The sequence below is a fragment of the Rhodanobacter sp. FW101-FHT13A11 genome (assembly GCF_058790335.1).
The window spans coordinates 143,884-166,583 of the sequence record NZ_JBYTCN010000007.1; the positions used below are offsets into that span (position 1 = coordinate 143,884).

General features: G+C 61.6%; 21 protein-coding genes. 8 read left to right on the plus strand and 13 right to left on the minus strand.

What is annotated here, in order from left to right; all coding sequences use genetic code 11:
• Positions 1–11 precede the first annotated feature (11 nt).
• Both guaA and tadA read left to right on the plus strand, forming a co-directional pair.
• A complete protein-coding gene (gene guaA / locus AC3WRN_RS09960; RefSeq protein ID WP_492622845.1) occupies positions 12–1,631 on the plus strand; it encodes a glutamine-hydrolyzing GMP synthase in 1,620 nt (539 codons plus the stop codon).
• Between the two features lie 78 nt (positions 1,632–1,709).
• On the plus strand, positions 1,710–2,198 hold the full coding sequence (gene tadA / locus AC3WRN_RS09965; protein ID WP_492622846.1) for a tRNA adenosine(34) deaminase TadA: 489 nt from the start codon (positions 1,710–1,712) through the stop codon (positions 2,196–2,198).
• Positions 2,199–2,201: 3 nt separating this feature from the next.
• On the opposite strand, the gene AC3WRN_RS09970 is transcribed toward tadA, so the two are convergent.
• Positions 2,202–2,741 (minus strand): VOC family protein, encoded by a 540-nt coding sequence (locus AC3WRN_RS09970; protein WP_492622847.1) that lies wholly within the window; start codon positions 2,739–2,741, stop codon positions 2,202–2,204.
• A 252-nt stretch (positions 2,742–2,993) separates the two neighbouring features.
• Here AC3WRN_RS09970 and AC3WRN_RS09975 point away from each other — a divergent pair, with 252 nt between their 5' ends.
• Complete coding sequence (locus AC3WRN_RS09975; RefSeq protein ID WP_492622848.1) at positions 2,994–3,176, plus strand: hypothetical protein; 183 nt, start codon at positions 2,994–2,996, stop codon at positions 3,174–3,176.
• Between the two features lie 61 nt (positions 3,177–3,237).
• On the opposite strand, the gene AC3WRN_RS09980 is transcribed toward AC3WRN_RS09975, so the two are convergent.
• The 9 genes from AC3WRN_RS09980 to AC3WRN_RS10020 form a co-directional block, all read right to left on the minus strand.
• The gene (locus AC3WRN_RS09980) at positions 3,238–3,987 is read right to left on the minus strand and encodes a hypothetical protein (RefSeq protein ID WP_068090293.1); all 750 of its coding nucleotides are present in this window, start codon (positions 3,985–3,987) and stop codon (positions 3,238–3,240) included.
• Between the two features lie 150 nt (positions 3,988–4,137).
• A complete protein-coding gene (locus AC3WRN_RS09985) occupies positions 4,138–4,467 on the minus strand; it encodes a cupredoxin domain-containing protein (protein ID WP_068090291.1) in 330 nt (109 codons plus the stop codon).
• Between the two features lie 268 nt (positions 4,468–4,735).
• Positions 4,736–5,029, minus strand: a complete 294-nt coding sequence (locus tag AC3WRN_RS09990) for a hypothetical protein (RefSeq protein WP_153021629.1) — start codon at positions 5,027–5,029, stop codon at positions 4,736–4,738.
• A gap of 320 nt (positions 5,030–5,349) precedes the next feature.
• On the minus strand, positions 5,350–8,307 hold the full coding sequence (locus AC3WRN_RS09995; RefSeq protein ID WP_492622849.1) for a Tn3 family transposase: 2,958 nt from the start codon (positions 8,305–8,307) through the stop codon (positions 5,350–5,352).
• A 39-nt stretch (positions 8,308–8,346) separates the two neighbouring features.
• Complete coding sequence (locus tag AC3WRN_RS10000; protein WP_492622850.1) at positions 8,347–8,658, minus strand: hypothetical protein; 312 nt, start codon at positions 8,656–8,658, stop codon at positions 8,347–8,349.
• 34 nt (positions 8,659–8,692) lie between these two features.
• Positions 8,693–8,899 (minus strand): DUF3606 domain-containing protein, encoded by a 207-nt coding sequence (locus AC3WRN_RS10005; protein ID WP_492622851.1) that lies wholly within the window; start codon positions 8,897–8,899, stop codon positions 8,693–8,695.
• A complete protein-coding gene (locus AC3WRN_RS10010) occupies positions 8,892–10,517 on the minus strand; it encodes a peptide chain release factor 3 (protein ID WP_492622852.1) in 1,626 nt (541 codons plus the stop codon). The genes AC3WRN_RS10005 and AC3WRN_RS10010 overlap by 8 nt, the downstream gene beginning before the upstream one ends.
• 57 nt (positions 10,518–10,574) lie before the next feature.
• A complete protein-coding gene (locus AC3WRN_RS10015) occupies positions 10,575–10,970 on the minus strand; it encodes a TraR/DksA family transcriptional regulator (RefSeq protein WP_492622853.1) in 396 nt (131 codons plus the stop codon).
• Positions 10,967–11,089, minus strand: a complete 123-nt coding sequence (locus AC3WRN_RS10020) for a hypothetical protein (RefSeq protein ID WP_492622854.1) — start codon at positions 11,087–11,089, stop codon at positions 10,967–10,969. The genes AC3WRN_RS10015 and AC3WRN_RS10020 overlap by 4 nt, the downstream gene beginning before the upstream one ends.
• A gap of 542 nt (positions 11,090–11,631) precedes the next feature.
• Between AC3WRN_RS10020 and AC3WRN_RS10025 the strand changes: the two genes are divergently transcribed.
• The 3 genes from AC3WRN_RS10025 (at position 11,632) to cfa (ending at position 15,275) form a co-directional block, all read left to right on the plus strand.
• Positions 11,632–13,113, plus strand: a complete 1,482-nt coding sequence (locus AC3WRN_RS10025; RefSeq protein WP_492622855.1) for a SulP family inorganic anion transporter — start codon at positions 11,632–11,634, stop codon at positions 13,111–13,113.
• 11 nt (positions 13,114–13,124) lie between these two features.
• Positions 13,125–13,979, plus strand: coding sequence for a universal stress protein (locus AC3WRN_RS10030; protein ID WP_492622856.1), 855 nt, complete (start codon positions 13,125–13,127; stop codon positions 13,977–13,979).
• Between the two features lie 126 nt (positions 13,980–14,105).
• Positions 14,106–15,275, plus strand: coding sequence for a cyclopropane fatty acyl phospholipid synthase (gene cfa, locus AC3WRN_RS10035; protein WP_492622857.1), 1,170 nt, complete (start codon positions 14,106–14,108; stop codon positions 15,273–15,275).
• Between the two features lie 140 nt (positions 15,276–15,415).
• Here cfa and nudE read toward each other — a convergent pair whose 3' ends face one another.
• The 3 genes from nudE to AC3WRN_RS10050 form a co-directional block, all read right to left on the minus strand.
• Positions 15,416–16,042, minus strand: a complete 627-nt coding sequence (gene nudE, locus AC3WRN_RS10040) for an ADP compounds hydrolase NudE (RefSeq protein WP_492622858.1) — start codon at positions 16,040–16,042, stop codon at positions 15,416–15,418.
• Complete coding sequence (locus AC3WRN_RS10045) at positions 16,039–16,566, minus strand: tyrosine-type recombinase/integrase (RefSeq protein ID WP_492622859.1); 528 nt, start codon at positions 16,564–16,566, stop codon at positions 16,039–16,041. The genes nudE and AC3WRN_RS10045 overlap by 4 nt, the downstream gene beginning before the upstream one ends.
• Positions 16,567–16,678: 112 nt before the next feature.
• Positions 16,679–19,672: a Tn3 family transposase gene (locus AC3WRN_RS10050; RefSeq protein WP_027484971.1), complete on the minus strand. Its 2,994-nt coding sequence runs from the start codon at positions 19,670–19,672 to the stop codon at positions 16,679–16,681.
• Between the two features lie 243 nt (positions 19,673–19,915).
• On the opposite strand from AC3WRN_RS10050, the gene AC3WRN_RS10055 reads away from it, so the two are divergent.
• Both AC3WRN_RS10055 and AC3WRN_RS10060 read left to right on the plus strand, forming a co-directional pair.
• Entirely contained in the window at positions 19,916–20,941 is a 1,026-nt protein-coding gene (locus AC3WRN_RS10055; protein WP_007509096.1) for a glycosyltransferase family 2 protein, read from the plus strand.
• The gene (locus AC3WRN_RS10060; protein WP_027484973.1) at positions 20,938–22,653 is read left to right on the plus strand and encodes a glycosyltransferase family 39 protein; all 1,716 of its coding nucleotides are present in this window, start codon (positions 20,938–20,940) and stop codon (positions 22,651–22,653) included. The genes AC3WRN_RS10055 and AC3WRN_RS10060 overlap by 4 nt, the downstream gene beginning before the upstream one ends.
• Positions 22,654–22,700 lie beyond the last annotated feature (47 nt).

Below are 22,700 nucleotides of genomic sequence, written 5' to 3' on the forward strand. Positions count from 1 at the left end.
TTGCCGCCGGCATGTCCGAATCCCGAATCCCGAATCCCCAATCCCGGCTCCACGACGACAAGATCCTGATCCTCGACTTCGGCGCGCAGTACACGCAGCTGATCGCGCGGCGCGTGCGCGAACTGGGCGTGTACTGCGAGATCTGGGCGTGGGACCACGACCCGGCCGAGATCGCCGCGTTCGGCGCGAAGGGCATCATCCTGTCCGGCGGCCCGGAATCCACCACGCTGGCGGGCGCGCCGAAGGCCCCGCAGCAGGTGTTCGACAGCGGCCTGCCGATCCTCGGCATCTGCTACGGCATGCAGACCCTGGCCGCCCAGTTGGGCGGCGCCACGGAAGCGGCCGATGCGCGCGAGTTCGGCCACGCCAGCGTGGACGTCGTGGCCCCGAGCCGCCTGTTCGATGGCCTTAGCGATCATCCGGGCGAGCACAAGCTCGACGTGTGGATGAGCCACGGCGACCACGTGTCGAAAGCGCCGCCGGGTTTCGTCGTTACCGGCACCACGGACCGCATCCCGGTGGCGGTGATGGAGAACGACAGCAAACGCTGGTACGGCGTGCAGTTCCACCCCGAGGTGACGCACACCAAGCAGGGCGGGGCGCTGCTGAAGCGCTTCATCACCGAGATCTGCGGCTGCGCGACGCTGTGGACCGCCGCCAACATCATCGACGACCAGATCGCCCGCGTGCGTGCCCAGGTCGGCGACGATCACGTGCTGCTGGGCCTGTCCGGCGGCGTCGACTCCTCGGTGGTCGCCGCGCTGCTGCACAAGGCGATCGGCGACCGGCTGACCTGCGTGTTCGTCGACACCGGGCTGCTGCGCTGGCAGGAAGGCGACCAGGTGATGGCCACCATGGCCGCCGCTTCCGATGAGCACGGAATGGGCGTCAAGGTGATCCGCGTCAACGCCGCCGACCGCTACTTCAAGGCGCTCGAAGGCGTGGCCGACCCGGAAGCCAAGCGCAAGATCATCGGCGGCCTGTTCGTGGAGATCTTCGACGAGGAGTCGGAGAAGCTCATTGCCGTCGGCGGCAACGTGAAGTGGCTGGCGCAGGGCACGATCTACCCCGACGTGATCGAGTCGGCCGGCAGCAAGACCGGCAAGGCCCACGTCATCAAGAGCCATCACAACGTCGGTGGCCTGCCGGCCCACATGAAGCTGAAGCTGGTCGAGCCGCTGCGCGAGCTGTTCAAGGACGAGGTACGCCGGATCGGCGTGGAACTCGGTCTGCCGCGCGCCATGGTCTACCGTCACCCGTTCCCGGGCCCCGGCCTCGGCGTGCGCATCCTGGGCGAAGTGAAGCGCGAATACGCCGAACTGCTGGCCCAGGCCGATGCGATCTTCATCGACGAGCTGCGCAAGGCCGACCTGTACGACAAGACCAGCCAGGCGTTCGCGGTGTTCCTGCCGGTGAAGTCGGTGGGCGTGGTGGGCGACGCGCGCGCCTACGAGTGGGTGATCGCGCTGCGCGCGGTGGAAACCATCGACTTCATGACGGCGCACTGGGCGCACCTGCCCTACGAGTTTCTCGGCAAGGTTTCCAACAGGATAATCAATGAATTGCGAGGTGTTTCTCGCGTTGTTTATGATATAAGTGGCAAACCACCGGCCACGATCGAGTGGGAATAGCAAAATCAACCACTTGCACGTACCAGGGAAGGCCGGCGATTTGCCGGCTTTCTCATGTAATGAATGCAATAGATTGAAATGAAAGAAGAAACCAGCAACACCTCAAGTGAATTCTCGGCAGCCGACGAGCAGTACATGCGGCACGCGCTGCAGTTGGCGGCGCACGCCCGCGACGCCGAGAATGAGGTGCCGGTGGGCGCGGTGCTGGTGCAGGGCGGGGAGATCGTCGGGCTGGGCTGGAACCGCAACATCACCCTGCACGACCCGACCGCCCACGCCGAGATCATGGCCATGCGCGCCGCCGGCGAGAAAGTGGCCAACCACCGGCTGTCCGGCGCCACGCTGTACGTCACGCTGGAGCCGTGCGCGATGTGCGCGATGGCGATGATCCATGCCCGTCTCGGCCGCGTGGTCTATGCCGCCGTCGATCCCAAGACCGGCGCCGCCGGCAGCGTGTTCGACACCCTGGTGGACGCGCGCCACAACCATCGCATCGAAGTGGCTGGCGGCCTGCTCGCCGAAGAATCCGCCGGCATGCTGCGCGAGTTCTTCCGCGCCCGCCGTTGAGCCTCAGTCGCTGCCGGACGGGATATCGGCCGTAGCCAGCGTGCCGTCGGAGGAACCGTCCACCTTGCTGCCCAGCAGTTGCAGGTGCAGCCCCCAGGGCGATACGAAATCCAGCGCCAGGCGGCCGGCCAGCGGGCCGGAGGTCAACCGGCGCGGCGCACCGCTCACGTCGACGCCTTCGTGGCGCAGCCACTGGTCGGCGTGCGCCACGTCATCCGTCACGAACCGCAACGTGCGGCTGGCCCGCTCCTGCGACGACCGTGCAGGGGAAGGGGAGGCGCCCCGTTCATCGAACAGTTCGACGATCGAACCCTCGTCACAGGCCAGAAGACTGGATTGCCGCGGGCTACCGACCCCGCCCGCAGCCGGGTCGATCGGGCGACAGTCCAGCACGTCCCGGAAAAATGCCACGGCTTGCGCCAGGTCCGGCACGCCGATCCTGGCGTAATCGCCGCCGTACAACGTGGCTGCACCGGCACTCGGCAGCGTGGCGATCACCATGCCGAGCACAAGAAACAGCCGCGAGAGTAATGATTTGCCCATGATCCGGCACCCGAATGCGCTTGTGGCCAGCAATATGGGCGCCGGCCGTTTCCGGCAAAACCCTACGGGGGTGATCGGCGAGTTTCCGTGGGCGAACGATCCGGTGGAGCGGGATCGTTCCGGGACGGAAACGGTGCGATCCCGCCAGGGCCGTTGATCCACGGTCTGGCAACCCGGATCTTCCCGGTGCATCCACACGGACCGGCACGGCACGGGTCGAGCCGGTCACCCGCATCGCGAGGAATCACGGGAATGAAGAACAACCTCAGCCACTTGCCGCAACGTTCGCAGCGCCGGTTCGGCAGCCAGAACGCCGCAGGCCGCGCCACGGTCTCCGGAAATACCGCAGCCGGTACCGGCTTGCGTCCCGAGGACGGTTACGACTGGTTGCGCCGGATCAAACCGGTCCGGGCGGATCAGCGGGCAGGGCAGTAGCGGGCATCGCCACGGCCCATTTCACGGCCTGGACCGTGCGGCGGCTGTTCGTGCGTCACGCTCAAAAGAACTCGTACTCGACCTGGGCCAGCACGGTGCGCCGCGGAGCGGCGGGATTGATACCCAAAAGCAGTCCGATGCGGTATTCGACATTCCCATGCGTGCCCGGCACGTGCCATTCGCCGGTGGCCACGGGGCCGGCCTGGTAGGCGTTGTCGTCCGGGCGGCCGTACGCTTCGATACCGGGCCGGAATGACGACGTCAAGGCATAGGTGCCCGCGTAGCTGTAGCGAAATTCCGTGCCATGCGATGCGCCACTGCCGATGTGGCGTTCCCAGATCAGGTTGACGCGATGATCGAAGCGGCCTGCCGTCTTCTCGATCAACGGGCCGAGCTCGAGCTCACCGGGGCCGCGGCCCCTGGGATGACCGTAGGAGGCGAGCAGGCCCACGTCGGCCCAGTAGCGCCCCGGCTCGGTGAACTGGAACGTATTCTCGAACTCGTAACCCACCAGCTTTCCCTGTCCTCCGGGCTCTTTCTTGTATTCGGCCACGTAGAGTTCGGGCTTCCACCAACCGGTGACTGCGTGCGCGACCGAAAGCTCGGCCGCCCGCTCGCCGTTGATGTCCGCACGGCCGTCGCTGAAGCCGTAGCCGCGCAGTTCGATCTCGGTCTGGGTGGCAATCACGTGCGGCGAGTAGACGATGAAATCGTCTGCGTGCACGAGGCCGACGCATCCCAGCATGGCAAGGCCGAGAGCCACCTGTAAAAAACGTCGGGAGTGGAGGGGAAATGGGCGGTTCGCGTGCATGGAAAGTCCTTGGGGAGAATCGGGTCACGCAGCCGCCTGCGCCGCGAAACCGGGCGCGGCGGCGTTACGGGACTGATGAAGGCGGGCAGGAGGCGGATCAGCGCCATGGCGTGTCGGCGGCGACGAGCAGACCGGTCCGATGACTGGCGCCTATTCCACGATCAGGCGGCCCTGGGCCGTATCCTGGTGGAAGTCGCCGAAGAAACCGTAGGTGCCGGCGCGCAGGGGACCGACGTAAACTGTGGCGCTGCCATTGGGCAGCACCAGCTTCTCGCGGTTGAAATCCGTGCTCTCGAATTCCTCGGGCGTCGGATCCTGGTTGTTCACCACGATGCGCACCTTGGTATTGGCAGGCATCTTGAGCTCACTCGGCTGGTAGCGATGGTCCTTGATGACCAGCGTGTATTCCGGCACGTCACTGGCCGCGGCGGTTCCGGCTGCCAGCAGGGCGGCTCCGGCCAACATCAATAGGCGCTTCATTCGTGGATTCCCTTGAGGTTTCGCAAATGCTACTCATTCCTATTTGACGCGTCAAGGAATTGAGTCCGTGGGAAAGGGAATGACGAGCGCCTTTGACAGGCACGATGGAGCGCGACCGGCAGCCGGACGTGGGATCGTCGGCTTCTGACAGGCAATCAGCGCTGCGTCGGTGGTGTCGTGGTCGTGGTTGACGGGACGGCGTATACGCAGCTGGGCATGGGGGCGACCCGGTGCGCCGTAGCGGGCGCTACACGGATCGCCCGATCCGCTAGAACAGGACCAGTTGCCGGCGGCTGACTTCTTGTGCTGCCCAGCCGTGCGTCTGGATTTCGTGCGCCAGGACGTGCTGCGCGATGCGGCCGCGCTTGACCGTGCCACCCGGTGGTATCAGCCATTGTTGCCGCACCCGCCAACCTGACCATTTCCCGGTCAGGTCGGCCGAACCTTCGATGAGGTCTTGCCGCCACTGCACGATGTGGCGAAGCGGTAGCCGGTGTCCGTTCGGCATCAATAGGGCGTCGCCGTCCAGACGCCAGTGCTTGTTACTCCAGAATCCGCGCATTGTCTTTCAAGTCCTTGAATTTCCGCGCGGCACACGCCGCGAGGACAAGGATAACGATCATTTCTAATTTCGCATAATGTATATTATGTAAAATTAAGGAGACCAGAAATGAAATCGCACAAACGCGGTCACGCGCGCCTCTGGTACGTCTCCCCCACGGATTTCCTTGAGTACGCCGCAGTTGCACCTTGGGGTCCAGCCGAGATACGTGTAAAATGGGACACTTCGTCTGAAAAGGAACGCTCTTTCAGAAGCTTGGCTAGAAATTTAGGTTGAAAGCTCAGCTCAGCGGCTGCCTGTCGGGCCGAACGACATTCCGGCTATTCCAGCATGAGTTCCACCACAAAGGGATCGGGAACAGCCTCGATATCGATCAGGTAGTCACCGAAACGCTTGATGTGACCGGTCATGTACGGACTCATGGTGGTGACGTCCTCTCGTTTCGGCTTCCACCCCTCGGTCGCCAGTTCGCGAAGGATGCGTGTGAGGTCCACCGCATTGCTGAAGATGATCGCGTTGGTGACCAGATCGTTGTACTTGACCGTCTTCTCCTGCTCTTCCGGGTCGTTGTCGGCGATCACCCCTTCCCCGCCGAAGAAGTTCCACTTGGCGAAGCCATTGTAGGCTTCGACCTTGTTGGTTGAGGCCGTGATTTTTTCGCGCAAGTTCAAGTCGGAGATGTAGCGCAAAAGGAAGTTGGTGCGTACCACACGGCCCAGCTCGCGGAATGCCTGATAGAGCCGATTCTTACGGCTGTTATTGCCCAGTTTGCGCAACAGTGTCACGGATGAAATCTTGCCGGCGGTGATCGAGAGCACCACCCGCATCAAATCCTTCCAGTGGGTTTCGATGAGCACCCAGTCGATGGTGTCCTTGAACAGCGTGTCGATGTGTTCGTAGCGGGTCTCGACGGAAGGCCGAAAGAACTTCAGGTCCTGCCAATTACGAATTCGCGGCATCAGTTTGATGCCAAGCAAGTGCGACAGTGCGAACACCGGCGCAGACTGTCCCTGGGTATCGGCATGCACCGTGTCGGGCTGGATATCGGACTTGTTCTTCAACAAACCTTCGATGATGTAAATCGCTTCCCACACGCCGGACGGGATGAAGTGGGAAAACAGCGCCACATAGGTATCGGAGACATGGTGGTAGGCGATGCCGCCGTAGCCGCCATAACGGATGTGGTACTCGGCCATCAGGTTCTGATCGCGCATGTCGTACTTCGTACCGTCGGCGGCCGCGCTTTTCCCGTCGCCCCACACCTTGGGCAGGTGCAGTGTGTTGTAGGCGTTGACGATGTCCTTGATCGCCAGGTCCAATTTCTTGCCGTTGACATGCCGGCGATTGACGAAAGAAAGCATGTGCGGCGTCACAGCGCCCCGGAAGTGCCGTGCCGCCTGCACGGGTCCCAGATTGCTGCCATAGGTGAACGTGGTCAGGACGTAGCGTTCGGTGGCGCGTTCGAGCTTGGGATCGGAGCCGGAGAGCGGACCGAAATGTCGGGGGAAATTCACCCAATGGGCGACGTTGCATAGGATGTCGAGGATGTTGCGTTCGGGCATACGTTGAAGAATGGCGGTCTCCAGCGCCTTGGCCGATTCGGTGGGTTCCTTGGCAACAACGCGCTTGAGAACGGGAACCCCACGCTCGTCGATCACGATCTGATTGTTGTCCGGATACGCGGCATCGATCTCTTCCGCCGTGCGGGTAAGTTCCTCCCGTAGTTGCGCAACAAACAACGCGCCATCGGTGGGCAAGCCCAACTGACCGCAGTAGTCGGCCAGCCGGCTTTCGCATTCGTCCCAGGTCAAAAGCTGGCCACGATAGTCGGCATATTCCTCGGAGCCGCCGATCGCCATGTCGCCGGTCTTCAGCTCGTTGGCCAGACAGGAAAAGACGCACACCTCCAGATGCCGGCGGTGCAGACGAACGGTGCCGTCCTCGGCCCGATGGGACACGACACGCCGCCATCGCTCGTTGGCAAATGCCAGATCTACGGGCTCGTCGACCCAGTCGCTGCGACGGGATTCGTGTTCCAGCACCAGAGCTAAGGCCTCCACCAGCGAACGATCTTCGCTGGTCGTGGACAGATCAAGGAGCCGGATCATGCGATAGATCGTGGGCCGGTGGCTCTTGAAGAATTTCCACAGCAAGGGATAGTAGTTGTCGCCGCTGTACGCATTGATCGCAGCGCAATCTTCCTGCAGCGCCTCGATACCACCTCGTTTGCTCAAGAGCTGCCGGATTTCCCGTCCCGCCTCGGTGTCGCTCGGGTGCGTATCCAACACCTGGATGACGTCGGTGAGAGTGGCGACGATGGTCTCGGTCTTCTCGCGATGGCGCACACGCAGCCGGTCCAACTCATCCTTGCCACGGCGATGCAAATTGTTCATCCGCTTGATGTACATCGCGGCCAAGTCGTCTCGGGCCTGAATGCGAGCCCGGTGAATGAGGCTGAGGAGCAGCAGGTGTCGTTTGGGGGCACCGAAATCCCGCAGTTCAGCGGCATCCAACGCCTTCGCTTCTGCCGCAAAATGCTTGATCTTGGTCTCGGGTACTCCGGCCAGGAGGTGGGCTTCACCGACCAGATTCGAGAGCCGGGCAATATGCTCAATCAGTCGCTGGAAATGTTGCAGCGAGGAGCGCTTGGGTAATTGCTTGATCAGCTGAAGCGGACTCTGGCGACGGCCGGACTCGACATCGAGCAACGCGTCCAGCTGGCTGATGTCGGACGGCGACAGGCGTTGTTGGACCAGGTTGAACAACCGCTGGTTGACCAAGGCGCGGATCCGCCTCGCCATCCGATCCAGCGTACTGAAGGCGGGCAATTCGACCTTGTCCTTAACGAGTTGCTCGATCGACGCATTGATCAGATCCGCCGGATGATCCATCACCTGTGCGGCCGCTCCCATGGCGCGGGCGGCGACGTGCATGCCGCGGTCGCGGAAGGCTGTCACGCCCAACCATCGGCGGATGGCAGCGTGGTACCGATAGAGCGTGCGCGATTCCAGAGCGGCCGGACGTGCATGGCCGCTCAGACGCAAGGCATCGCGAACGCATCGCATGATCGCCAAGGGCATGTCATCGACGACGGGAAAGTAACCCAGTCGCTGAAATCCCTTCAATAGGAGCAAGAAGCTCAGGCGGCGAGCGGGCTCGCGAACTTGCTTGATGGCTAGCGAGAGTTCGTCATCGGTGGGGGTATAGACCTGTTCGAGTTCATCGGTCGAAGGATGACGTTTGAAGCGCGGGTATGCAGTCCGTTCGATCGATGCCATGGTGACCTAGCCGATAGCGGCGCTCAGGCGCCGGTTCCATCACACTTTCAGGTAGTCGTCGCATTCCACGATAAGTTGCTGGATGCCCGGCTGATCCGCGTCTGGCCTTGACAGCAAAATGGCACGCAGATCACCGATCTGTTCATTGTTCGATATCAGCTCCGATGGACTTTCCCACATCCAGTCGATCACGATCGGAGCCAGCGCGGCGGCCTCAAGCGTGGCCACTTCGCGCCGGGTGGGCACATACATGCCGGCCCGGATGACCGGGCTATCCCGTCCATGGCTATCCAACGCTGCCTCGAACGCACTGGTGGGCATACCAAAACGGTCATCGTCTGATGGAGGCATGGGGTTTCTCCGGTGCTCAGGGACTGGGAGCTTTTCACAGGCCCAGATAATCCTCAATGCTGTTGCGATCGCTACCCAACTGAACCACGAGTGCCCGGAGCTCTTCTTCGGTGATCTTGTACAGACGCGTCCAATAGCGGATCTCATAGGGATCGTCCAGTTCGACGCGATACAAACATTTGGGCAGGTGATAATCCGTGTCCTGCGCGGGATCAGGTGGCTTCGGCGTCTGGTCAGGCATGGATCGCGGCCTCGACCAGGGATTGATCGCGGGTCGATGCGAAGCGAATTTGCGGCCAGCGCTCCTGCGTCATCTGCAGGTTGACCCGCGACGTGGCCAGATACACGAGGGCATCGGCCGCATCCCGCGCCAACTGGTGGGCGTTCTTGTGGCGGAAATCTTCCAGCACATCGCTATCGTCACAGTGGATCCAGCGGGCCGTGATCGCGTTCGTCGGTTCGAACAGCGCGTGCACGCCGTATTCCTGCGCCAGGCGGTAGGCTGCGACCTCAAACTGCAGGACACCCACGGCGCCGAGCAACAGGTCGTTGCTGGCGATCGATCGGAAGAACTGTGTGGCGCCTTCCTCACTGAGCTGCTGCAAGCCTTTGTGCAACTGCTTCAGGCGCAGCGGATCTTTCAAGCGCACCCGCCGAAACAGTTCAGGGGCGAAGTGTGGAATGCCGGTGAACTGAAGGATCTCGCCTTCACTGAACGTGTCGCCGATCGCAATCGTGCCGTGGTTGTGGAGGCCGATGACGTCGCCGGGCCACGCCTCCTCGATGAGGCCGCGTTCGGAGGTCATGAAGGACAGCGCATCACTGACGCGCACGTCCTTGCCGGTGCGCACATGCCGCAGTCTGGTGCCTGGGTGATAACACCCCGAACACAGCCGCATGAAGGCGATGCGGTCACGATGCAGCGGGTCCATGTTGGCCTGGATTTTGAAAACAAACCCGGTGACGGGATTTTCCGTGGGTGCGACCCAGCGCGGTATCGCTTCATGCGGCTGCGGCCCCGGGGCGTGGGCTACGAAGAAATCCAGCAGCAGCTGCACACCAAAATTGTTGACCGCCGAGCCGAAGAACACGGGGGTTTGCCGGCCGGCCAGATAGGCAGCGGGATCGAATGGATGGGAGGCCCCTTTGACCAGTTCCAGCTCACCCCGCAGTTCGCGCAGCGTGTCCGTCCCGACGCGCTCCTCCAATGCCGGATGCTCCAATCCTTGGAAGATCATCGAGTCCTGCCGAGTGAAGTTCTTGCCCGGCTCGAACACGTGCACCTCGTCCAGCAGCAGGTGGTACACGCCCTTCAGCCGCTTGCCCATGCCGATCGGCCAGGTCACCGGCGCACATGCGATGCCCAGCACCGATTCCACTTCGTCCAGCAGTTCGATCGGCGAACGGCCCTCGCGGTCGAGCTTGTTGATGAAGGTCATGATCGGCGTATCGCGCAGCCGGCACACTTCCATCAGCTTGATCGTGCGTTCCTCCACGCCCTTGGCGCAGTCGATCACCATCAACGCCGAGTCCACGGCGGTCAGCACGCGATAGGTGTCTTCGGAGAAGTCCGCATGTCCCGGCGTATCGAGCAGGTTGACGATCTTGCCCTCGTACGGGAACTGCATCACCGACGAGGTCACCGAGATGCCGCGCTCCTTCTCCAGCGCCATCCAGTCGGAGGTGGCATGGCGGTTGGTCTTGCGCGATTTGACGCTACCGGCCTGACGGATGGCGCCGCCGAACAGCAGCAGCTTTTCGGTCAACGTGGTCTTGCCGGCATCCGGGTGGCTGATGATAGCGAAGGTTTTCCGTGGCGCGGGATGAGTGCGTCCTGAGCTATGAGACGGTGTAGGCATGAATCGCTCGGTGATCTGGAGTGAAGAACGAAGGTGGGATCAGGCAACGGCTCAAGCTCACGGCCGGTCCGCTGCGTTCTGGTCGGCCACCTCTTGCTGGCATTCCATACAGAACGGTGTGGCCGGATCGATCGTTAATCGATCGGCACTGATCACCACCTTGCAGCGACAACAGATGCCGTACCGACCCTGCTCGAAGCGCGCGAGCGCGGCCTCGATACGCTGTAGCTCGATCATCAGGCGGCTGTGCCCGGCCTTGGCCATCTCTTGCTGGGACATGGCGTCCATGCGGCTCAATCGCCCCAGCCGGGTCTGATCCAGTTCCACCGGCTGGCTGGACAACTTCATGTGCTCGGCGAGTTCCGTGACGTCGAGGCGCTTTTGCAAAAGCGTGTTCGCCATGTCGTGACAGAATTGATCGCGGTTTGGCTTTTGGGACAGTGGACGTGTCATGACCGTGTGGCTGTCTCGACCAGCGCCTTCATAGACAGCGGATCGAGTGCCAAACTCAGGAAGTGCTTGATGAGGGAGAGCTGCGCTTCGCAGTCCCGAATGCTCTGCTGCTGGTTCATGTCACACCCCGAAAACGGTTGCGATGCATGCATCACACGCATCGCCCAAGACCACCGGTCACCACAAACGGTGAACGGAAAGGAGGTTGGGTTTAGGGGAGCTACTTAGATTGGACGGGCCTGGCCGACCAAGGCCGTGACACCGCAGAACGCGGCACGGCGGAACAGAAGAGAGGCGTTGTTGCTATTCATCACATTTACCGACAAGGATTCGCCATAGGCACCTGACGGAGTCACTGTCACCATTGACAGTGAAGCCTTGAGCTTGCGCGTCGTTTAATCGTTCTGAGGTTACACCCGCGACCGGTGGGTGCCAACTGGCGCTCTGGAGGCCTTCCTTTCTGCTATGCTCAGCGGATGCTTTCGATCCCTTGCATTGCCGCACTCGCCGCGCCTCGCGCTGGCCGCATGACGCCACCGTAGGCGTCGCTTCCCTCTGCACGTTTCTCGCTCCTGCTTTCGCAGTTGAGCGCTATCCCTGCCAAGAACCCACCAGCACCGCACTCGCGCGTGCTGCCCGTTTCTATTTGGATTTTGAATTTATGACATTGAGAAACCTCCGTCAGGAGTGGTTTTCCAACATTCGCGGCGACGTGCTTGCCGGCATCGTGGTGGCGCTCGCGCTGATTCCCGAAGCGATTGCCTTTTCGATCATAGCCGGGGTTGATCCCAAGGTAGGGCTCTACGCGGCGTTCTGCATTGCGACGACTGTGGCCTTCGTGGGCGGCCGGCCGGGCATGATCTCGGGCGCTACCGGCGCCATGGCACTGTTGATGGTGACCTTGGTCAAGGACCACGGTCTGCAGTATTTGTTGGCCGCCACAATGCTCACCGGCGTGCTGCAGATCCTGGCTGGCGTGTTCAAGTTGGGAATACTGATGCGCTTTGTCTCGCGCTCGGTGATCACAGGCTTCGTCAATGCATTGGCGATCCTGATCTTCATGGCCCAGCTCCCGGAGCTGGCCGGCGGCGACTGGCGGGTTTATGCGTTGGTGGTGGCTGGTTTGATCATCATCTATGGCGTGCCGCGCTTCACCAAGGTGATCCCGTCGCCCCTGATCTGCATCATCGTACTGACCCTTTTCACGGTGCTGGCCGGTGTGCATGTACGCACCGTGGCCGATATGGGGACACTCCCGACCAGCCTGCCGACGTTCCTGTCGCCGCAGGTGCCGTTCAACTGGCACACGTTGATGGTGGTACTTCCCTATTCGGCAACGATGGCATTGGTGGGCTTGCTCGAATCGATGATGACCGCTTCGATCGTCGATGAGTTCACCGACACCTCCAGCAACAAGAGCCGCGAGTGCATTGGCCAGGGTACGGCCAACATCGTATCCAGCCTGTTCGGCGGCATGGCCGGCTGCGCGATGATCGGCCAGTCGGTGATTAACGTGAAATCCGGCGGCCGCGGACGGCTGTCGACGTTATGCGCCGGCGTGTTCCTGTTGATCATGGTGGTCTTCGCCAGCAAGTGGGTCGGCCAGATTCCCATGGCGGCACTGGTGGCGGTGATGATCATGGTCTCGATCGGCACCTTCAGCTGGTCCTCGATCAAGAACCTCAAACTGCACCCGAAGTCCTCCAGCGTGGTGATGATTGCGACGGTGGTGGTCGTGGTGGCCACGCATGATCTGTCCAAGGGCGTGATCGTGGGCGTGCTGCTCAGCGCCTTGTTCTTTGCGCGCAAGGTGGGCCGCGTGCTGCATGTGGCATCGGCACTCAACGCCGACGAGCGCGTGCGCGAGTACCGGGTCACCGGCCAGGTGTTCTTTGCCTCGGCCGAGACGTTCATTGCGGCGTTCGATTTCCGCGAGGCGGTCGATCAAGTACGCATAGATGTCAGTCGCGCGCACTTCTGGGATCTCACCGCCGTCGGCGCACTGGATAAGGTAGTGCTCAAATTCCGCCGCGAGGGCACCGAGGTCGATATTCACGGCCTCAACGAAGCCAGCGCCACGATCGTCGATCGCCTCGCCATTCACGACAAGCCCGACGCCGTCGAAAGCCTGATGGGCCATTGAGGAGAAACGCCATGAAAACCTTACTCGCCTGCCTCGACGATTCGATCTACACGCAAAGCGTGATCGACCACGGGGCTTGGGCCGCCAGACGGCTCGATGCCCAACTGGAGTTGATGCACACGCTGGAGCGCCATCCCGAACGCGCGCAGACCTCCAATCTCAGCGGTAGCATCGGGCTGGGTGCCAAAGGCGATCTGTTGACCGAACTGGCCGCGCTGGACGAACAGCGCAGCAAGCTGTCGTTGCAGCACGGTCATGCCTTGCTCGCCAACGCCGCAGAACGGGCGCGCCAGCGGGGCGCGACCAAGGTGCACGAACGATTGCGCCATGGTGACCTGATCGATGCCCTGGTGGAATTCGAGCCCACCTACGACCTGCTGGTCATGGGTAAACGCGGCGCCTCGGCGGACATGGCCAAGCTGCATCTGGGCAGCAGCCTGGAACGAGCGGTGCGCGCCATCCATCGGCCGATCCTGGTCGCCTCACGTGCCTTCAAGCCGATCGAGCGCTTGCTGATTGCGTTTGACGGCAGCGCCAGTGCACGCAAGGCGGTGGAACTGGCGGCCAGCAGCCCGTTGCTGACCGGGCTGGAATGCCATCTGGTAATGGCGGGCGCCGAATCCTCTACTGCTGTTGCGCAGATGACCTGGGCCCGCGAATTGCTCGATGCTCGCGGCATCAGCGCGCATACCGAGATGATTCCGGGCCACGCGGACGCGGTGATCGCGGACTATGTGCGCACGTACGGCATCGAGCTATTGGTCATGGGCGCTTACGGCCACTCTCGCATCCGTCAGCTCATTGTCGGCAGCACCACGACCACGATGATCCGCAGTTGCCTGGTACCGATCCTGCTGGTGCGATGAAGGATGATCATTACACCGCGCCCCGAACGTGCTTTGACGCCACCCTAGCGCTTCGCTCCCTTCTTCTTCCGGAAAACTTCATGCAATGAGACGAAAGCCTCGAAGAGGCGTTACCAAGAAATAACCATGTTCGACGAGTCCACCATTGAGTCCTCCGAGTCCATCCATGTCCGTGATGCTGAAGCGTCCAGCGCGCACCGGTTAATGGTGGACTTGATTCACAAGGCGAATATCCAGGTCGATGGCTCACAACCCTGGGATATGCAACTGCATGCTGATGGCGTTCCCGAGCGAGCGTTGGCCCAAGGCAACCTGGGGCTGGGGGAGGCCTATATGGAAGGGGCTTGGGATGCTGCAGAACTGGATCAATTCTTTTTCCACCTTCTGCGGGCAAAGCTGGATGACCAGGTGCAGCCAGCTCGCCTACTGATGCACGCACTGCGTGTGCGTCTCTTTAACCGGCAAAACGCGCGCCGGGCTTGGGAAGTGGGCAAGGTGCACTACGACTTGAGCAACGCATTTTACGAGGCGATGCTCGACCCGCGCATGACCTATACCTGCGGTTATTGGAAAGACGCCACCACGCTGGCCGAGGCCCAAGAAGCTAAACTTGATCTGATCTGCCGCAAGCTGCATCTGGAGCCCGGTATGCGTGTGCTGGACATCGGCTGCGGATGGGGCAGCTTCATGGCCTATGCCACCGAACACTATGGCGTGAAGTGCGTGGGCGTGACCATCTCCAAGGAACAGGTGGCCTGGGCGGAGAAGCGCTACGCCGGTATGCCGCTGGAGTTTCGCCTGCAGGACTATCGCGAGATGAACGAGCCGTTCGATCGCATCGTCAGCGTCGGCATGTTCGAGCATGTAGGTCGCAAGAACCATCGCGCCTTCATGCAAGTGGTCGCACGCTGCCTCGCGGACAATGGCCTTTTTTTGCTGCACACCATCGGCAAGAACAAGCGCCGAAGCACACCCGATCCGTGGATCGACAAGCACATCTTCCCCAACGGAGACCTTCCCTCGATTGGCCAGATCGGCGATGCCATGGATGGCCTTTTCGTGGCCGAAGATCTGCATAACTTCGGCGCCGACTACGACAAGACCCTGATGGCGTGGCACGCTAACTTCGAAGCCGCATGGTTGCAATTTGCCGATGCGTTGGGCGAGGTTTTCCACCGCAAATGGCGTTATTACCTGCTCTCGTGCGCGGGCGCTTTCCGCGCCAGGGACATCCAGCTATGGCAGTGGGTGCTGTCCAAGAACGGAGTGCTTGGAGGTTACAAGTCTTGTCGCTGAGTGCCCATCGCACTGGTCATTGTGCTGGCCCAAACCGATGGCGGTAGCCTTGCGGGTGTCTATCAGTGGGCATTCGCCGCCATGGCCATGCTGTCCCTGGTGACACTATTTTCCGCCGCGCTGCTGCGCCGGCACCCCGCTTAGCGGGTGGCCAGATACTCGCGAACCATGAAGAGCCCGGCGAGCGACCGCGCCTCGGAGCAGTCTTCGCGCAGCATCAAGTCACCCAGTTGGTCCAGGCGCCATGGTACGACTTCCAGCTCCTCAGGCTCATCGCCCGGCAGGCGTTCCTCGTAGAGGTCCTCGGCCAGAACCAGATGGGTTCGGTTGCTCATGTAGGTGGGCGCCAGGGTCAACGTGCGCAGGCAGGTCAAACGCCTTGCGCCGAATCCGACCTCCTCCTTCAGCTCTCGATTGGCTGCTTCTTCAACGGTCTCGCCCTTGTCCATGCGGCCCTTGGGGAGACCCAGTTCATAAGCGTGCACACCCACCGAATACTCGCGAATCAGCAAAACGACGCCCGGCTCGGGTATCGCGGCGATGATCACCGACCCGTATCCCTGGCTGTGCAATCGGTGGAAGTCGCGTCGGACGCCGTTGGTGAATTCCACTTTCAAATGTTCGATCGAGTAATAGCCCACCTCGACCATCTCCGACTGCTCAATCCGCGGCAACGTGGTGCTGGCACCGGACGTCAACGTCGATTTTTCGGACGCCGAAGGACGGGCGTGCTCCAGCAGATCGTGGCTCTTTTCGCGATCGTTCATGCAGGGTTTTCTCCTTGGCGTGCCGACCGAAGAGGGCGCGGCTGTGTGGTGCTGGCGTGGCGCGCATCCGCTTCCGCATGCAGATAGATCGACGTTGTGCCAATCGAACTGTGGCGAAGATTTTGCTGGATGTGGTGCACTGGTGTACCGGCCTCGGCCTGATGGGTGGCGGCGGTATGACGCAACCAATGGGTTGACGCCCGGCGCACGCGGGAGGCCTTGTCGCTGTCCTCGGGCTCCAGCGCGTCGGCGATGCGCCGGAAGGTGTCCTTGACGATCTGATAGACCGCGGTGGGGGTCAATGCCGACGAACGCCCGGCAATCCCTAGAATGACCGGCACGCGTCCGTTTTCTGCGGGAAGCGGCGCCAGCGCGTGGAAATGCCGATAACGCGCGAAGTCCGCCATCAATTCGTTGCTGAGCGGGATCTGCCCCTCAATGCCACCTTTGCCGACGACGCGCAGCCACCAACAGCCACGAATACATTGAAAGTCGCCTTCGCAGGCCGCGGCCGCCTCCGACACCCGAAGCGCGGATTCGGGGTTCGGGGAGCAATGGAACGGAAAACCGGGATAAGGGAAAATTACCACTTAAAAACATTGATTTAGATGTTTTTCGGATGATGACATCTCCCCGTCAGTCATCCTCGCCATCGTCCGGATTCCGTAACGGACGCAACTCCCCGCGGGCTACGGCCTCGGGCACGGCAAAGGAATACCGTCCAAGCATGTTGATGTGGTCGTGGGTTAGCGGCGAGAGTCGTGCGACATCCTCATCGCGTACGGGAAAGCCTTCTTGACGTAACTGGTCCAATGCCGCCTCCATGTAGATGGTGTTCCACAAGACAACCATGTTGAGTACCAGACCCAGCGCCCCTAGCTGGTCCTCCTGACCTTCTTGGTAGCGCTGCCGAAGTTCGCCGCGTTTTCCATGAAAGATCGCACGCGCAACGCTGTGGCGTCCTTCACCGCGATTGAGCTGAGTCAGTGTTCCGCGTCGTTTCGCTTCGTCGTCGATATAGGTCAGCGTATGTAGCGTTTTTTCAATCCTTCCAAACTCCGCCAATGCTTGTGCCAGGCGAGTGGGACGGTCGCCAATCTGCAAGGTCCGCATGATGCCGTTTGCCGATACGCACCCCAGTTTCAACGAGCCCACGAGCCGCAGAATGTCATCCCACTGCTGCTCGATCAATGGCATGTTCACACGCTGGCGTGCCACGGCGTTGAGATCACCATAGTCCGCCTGCGCATCAATACGCCAAAACCGCGTGCCGCCGACATCGGCCAAGCGCGGACAGAATCGATACCCCAATAGACGGAATAATCCAAACACCACATCGCTGTAGGCGCCGGTGTCGGTCATGATCTGGGTCGGTTGCAATTCGGTCGGCTGTTCCAGCACGACGCCCAGCAAGATCAAGCTGTCGCGTAACGTGCCCGGCACGGTGATGTCATTGAGGCCGCTGAACTGATCAGAGATCAGGTTGTACCAAGTCACGCCGCGCTCTCGACCAAAATACTTCGGGTTGGCGGCGGCATGGACGGTGCGCACGGGAACGACGAAGCGCATGCCGTCGGCCGAAGCCACCTCTCCCCCTCCCCACTGCTGGGCGAGTACCAAGCGGTTCTGGGCCGCCACCAAGATGGCATTGGCCGGTGTGATGGTGTCGTTGCGGAAGTAATTCTGGTCGACCCACGACAGACGCGACCGCTTCAGGGCGGCCATATCCGAGCGAATGAGTGGTTCGAATCCGGTATTGCTCGCTTCGGCCAGCAAGACGGCGCAGATACTGATCGGGAGATCCGCGGCGCGAGCGGAGCGTTCAGTGAGATGCGTGAAGGCATCGGTGAAACCGGTACGCGCAGCGATCTCCAGCAAAATTTCCTCGATGTCCACACGCGGAAGACGCGCATTGACCGCGGTGCGCAATGCCAGAAGGGACGCGGGTTCTTCGAGCTTGTCGAGGGAACTGACGACCAATTCGTTCGTTCCTTCGAAGCGCACGGCTGGGTTGTCCGGCAGTCGGGAAGCGACTGCTCGATAGGTGTCATCCAGTTCTTTGGTGATCGCGAGGAGCGTCGGCGAGGGTGTCGGTGATAGACCCAGCGTGCGGCAAATGATGGGACGCGCGGTTTCCCATTCATTGCCGTTGAGCAAGCCTGCGCGCGGATCGGCATACTTCCAGCTGGGAGCGACGAACACGTCACGTCGGCGCAATGACGTGTACAGTTCATCGAGCACGCAGAAGGTATAGGCCCGGTGATCGATACTGCCGTCCTCGCGTACTGCATAGCGCTGCCAGCGTTTGCGAATCACCTCGCGAGGGACATCGTCATCGACCTTGAATCGTCCGGGGTGCGTACGAAGCCACTCATAGGCAGCAACAACCGCCTCACCCGCCGGACTTGCTCCGAAACGAAGGTTCTCCAAGACGAAGGGCAGAAAGCGGCGAATGCGTCGGTAGCGCTCACTCAGTTCGCTATAAAACACATCGTCGGGTGGCCGCACCAAGTTGCTCACTTCCTGAAGCGCCCGTGCAAGGATGTCACGAGGCACCTTGGCGAACAGCGTCTTGCGCAACGTCTTGTCAGGGAGTGTGGTGTCCAACACCACTTGGCAGGCATCGGCCAATAGGGTGGCAGCCCGATCAAGGTCTTTCAGCGTGCGCAAACGCGTCTTTCGATCCTCTTTCCGTGCCGTGGCAAATACGTCCCGCAGTAGCATTTCCAAGACTTCGACGGCATCGTCGTGCGCGGTGGCTTCCAGGCAGTGCACGAAAGCTACCAGGGTGGCCAAGCGCCGAATATCGGGCAAACGGCTAACCGCGCTGGCTTTGGCAGCTCCCGCAAAGCGGGCCAGTGCCGTGACTCGACTGGCCGGAAGATGGGCTACGGTAGGTAGCTCGATGCCGAGTTCGCGGACCACCTGCAGCCGGGTCAGCGCTTGGATGAGTGACGGGCCACTGACTCGGACGGGACCTGATCGCAGCTGATCCAGATGCGAATTTCGGCTGCCGGCCGGCACGGTCAGCAAGCGCTCCAGTCGTTCGCGCTGCTCATCGGAGAGGCTGGTTCCCAATCGCCGCCATAGGTGCTCTTCGACGCGACTCTTTACACGGGCGACAAACCGTTCGAGCGTGCTGCGACCGGGCAGCAGCACCTTATGTGTCAAGAGCCATGCCGTTGCCCGCTCAAACAGAACGCTGGGTCGCTCCGTTCCCGTCCAGCACAACGCATACAGCCAACGCCCCAATCGAAAGCCGACGGACGGTTCGGTGATTTCGACAAAGCCGCAATGACGACGAATATCACTCTGATGATCCCATCGTAGCTCCCCCGTGCGATAGCCATGGAGGGAGGGATCGGTGTCCGTAATCCCCAACTGTTTGGCAACGGTGGACAGCACCAGCGAAGGAAGATCCAGTGGGTCATCGAGGAACGCGCCAAGGTAACGGAGTGTCGTGAGCTGTAACGCGATACCTAGACGATTCGCGTGGCCGCGCCTGCGAGCGATATACACACGATCTGCATCGTCGAGATGGAAATAGCGCGCCAAATCATCGCTGGAAGGTGGGCCGTTGTATCGACCATAGCTCTCACGTTGTTCCTCGGTGACGTAGCTCACAGGCATCAGGGCTTCTTCCATAGAAAGTCGATGCGGGTATGCCATCACAGAAAAATGTGTCTGACCAGAGTGTGCTGCCATCTACCCCGTTCACTCACTCGGCAAGGCCTTATTCCCAGCGACAATCGTTCGCAGTGTTGCGAATCGACGCATCGAGTGTGTCTTAACGAACAGTTGAGAAATGGTTGAGGGGCAGCACGAGCCTCGCTCGCTACTGTGCCGCGGATGTCATAGCGCGCAGGGATATTCGTGGCCCCGATCCGCCTCACCGTTGTGGTGCCCGCGTACAACGAAGCGGAAGTGCTCCCCCTGTTTCATGCGCGTCTTGTCGGCGTGCTCGATGGGATGGCGCTCGATGCGCGGGTGATCTATGTCGATGACGGAAGTCGCGATGGCACATGGCTCGTACTCAACCGGCTGATGGGCCAAGACCCGCGCATCGGCACGCTGCGCTTGAGCCGCAACTTCGGCAAGGAAGCCGCACTGACCGCGGGTCTCGACGCCGTGACGGATGAGGCCGATGCCATCGTCATCATTGATGCCGATCTGCAAGATCCCCCCGAACTCATTCCGGACCTGCTGACACGCTGGCGCGATGGCTACGACGTGGTTTACGCCACTCGCGAACACCGTGAAGGCGAGAGCTGGTTCAAGCGAGCGACGGCACATCTCTTCTATCGATTGATGGCGCGCATGGCGGCGTTCAACGTGCCGCACGATACCGGTGATTTCCGCCTGATGTCGGCGCGTGCGGTGGCCGCGCTGCGCCAGTTGCGCGAGCGCCAACGTTTCATGAAGGGCCTGTTCGGCTGGATCGGCTATCCCCATACGGCGGTCATGTATCAGCGCAGCCCGCGCCAGGCGGGTCGCACCAAATGGAACTACTGGCGGCTGTTCAATCTGGCAGTGGAAGGCATCACTTCGTTTTCCATTTTGCCACTGCGACTGGCCACGGCAGTGGGTGTGGCCACATCGGTGTGCGCTTTCAGCTACGGCGCAGGGGTCTTCATCAAGGCCGTGCTGTGGGGTGATCCGGTCAAAGGGTATCCCTCGCTGATGGTCGTGGTCCTGGTGCTGGGCGGTCTACAACTGCTGGCATTGGGCGTGGTCGGCGAATACCTCGGCCGTGTGTACGCCGAGGTCAAACAGCGGCCGATCTATCTGATCGAAACGGCGTGTCAGGTGCCGATGATGCCCCCGCTACACAGCACGGCACGCGCCGACGCGCCGCCATCGGTGGCCGTCGCATCGCTTCCCACCAAGGACCCTCGATGAGCGTCAAGCACATGGCTCAGAACGATGTTCGTCCAGCGGGTGCGTGGCACGCGCGATTCAGCGCAGCCGCCGTGCTACTGGGGATCGGATGGCTCGCGGCCTGGTTCTACGGATTGGCTGGCCGTGCGCTCGCCGAACCCGACGAGGGACGGTATGCGGAAGTGGCCCACGAGATGTTCACGAGCGGCGATTGGATCACGCCCCGCCTGGATGGCTTCAATTTCTTCGACAAGCCGCCCTTGCATTACTGGGCCAGCGCGACGGCCTATGCGCTCTTCGGTGCGCATCCGTGGAGCGCACGCCTGTGGTGCGCGCTTACCGGTTTGCTGGCGATCGTGGCGATCGGCTGGGCCGGGGCGCGGCTTTTCGGTCGTGAGGCGGGCGGCTACGCGGCCGTCATCCTCGGCAGCTCGTTACTGTTCGTCTTTGCCGCGCATATCAATACGCTGGATATAGGGGTTGCGGCGTTTCTCGCCGTGGGCATGGCGTGTTTTCTGGTCGCGCAATTCGATCCGACCGCACGGCATCTGCGCACGCGACTGAATCTGCTGATGTGGGCAGCGCTGGCCTTGGCGGTGCTGTCCAAAGGGCTCATCGGCGTGGTGTTGCCCGGCATGATCCTGGGCATCTTCATGCTGTGGCAGCGTGACTGGGGGGTACTGCGGCGCGTGTCCCTCGTGCCCGGTGTACTGGTGCTGCTGGTGCTGTGCGCGCCTTGGTTCATTTTGATATGCCGCCTGCATCCGGATTTCTTCGACTATTTCTTCATCCGGGAGCATTTCACGCGGTTCTTGACCTCGGCCGACGGTCGCTCCAAGGTCTTTGGGTTCTTTCTCCCCGTCGTGCTCCTCGGCCTGTTTCCCTGGACGTTGCTGTTGCCGTGGAGCAAAACCAGTTGGCGTGCCATTGGTGCCGGTGGTCCCGCACAACGCTTCCTGCTGGTATGGGTGGGCGTGGTCTTCGTGTTCTTTTCGTTCTCGCATTCCCAGCTGCCGTTCTACATTTTGCCGGTGTTTCCTGCTTTGGCGCTGCTGCTGGGTCGTGCAGCCACGGTGCTGTCGCTGCAGGCCTTGGTGCGCCGTTTTTGGTGGGTCGCCACGCTCACGACCCTGGGTGCCGCCACCGCCACGGCAATCGCGCTCGCCGCGCGCACGGCGATCCCGAAAGCCGTGTTGCAGGATGTGTTGAGCGGCTTGTCTTTGGCCTTGGTGCTGATGGCGCTCGCCGCGATGGTGGGCACCTGGGCGTTGCATCGCGGCCGGCGCCGTACGGCCATCCATGGGCTTGCCCTGGCCACCTTGATCGCGTGGCAGCTCACGCTAGTGTCATCGCAGCCCTTGAACGACATGCGTTCCGCGGATCCGGTCGCTCGCCTCATCCAACCGGAGCTCGGACCGCACACCGAAGTATTCACGGTGCATGCCTATTTGCGGGCGTTGCCGTTCTACCTCGGGCGGCCAGTTACCGTGGTCGACCAGGATTCCGATGATCTGACGCCCGGCTTGGCGTCGCGGCCTGATGGCTACATCGCCGACCTCGCCACGTTCGAGCAGCGCTGGCGCGCCAGCCACGATGCGATCGCGTTGGTCGCGGACGACCTGGTGGGACAGCTGCGCAGCGAAGGGCTGCCGTTTCGTGAGCTGGGCCGGGAAGCCACCGGTGTCATTATCACGCGACACGAAACGGCGCCGCCCTTGCGGTCGACGCCATGACGGGGCGCCGATGATGCGTGATGACACTGACGGGAAGGCAGGGTTCG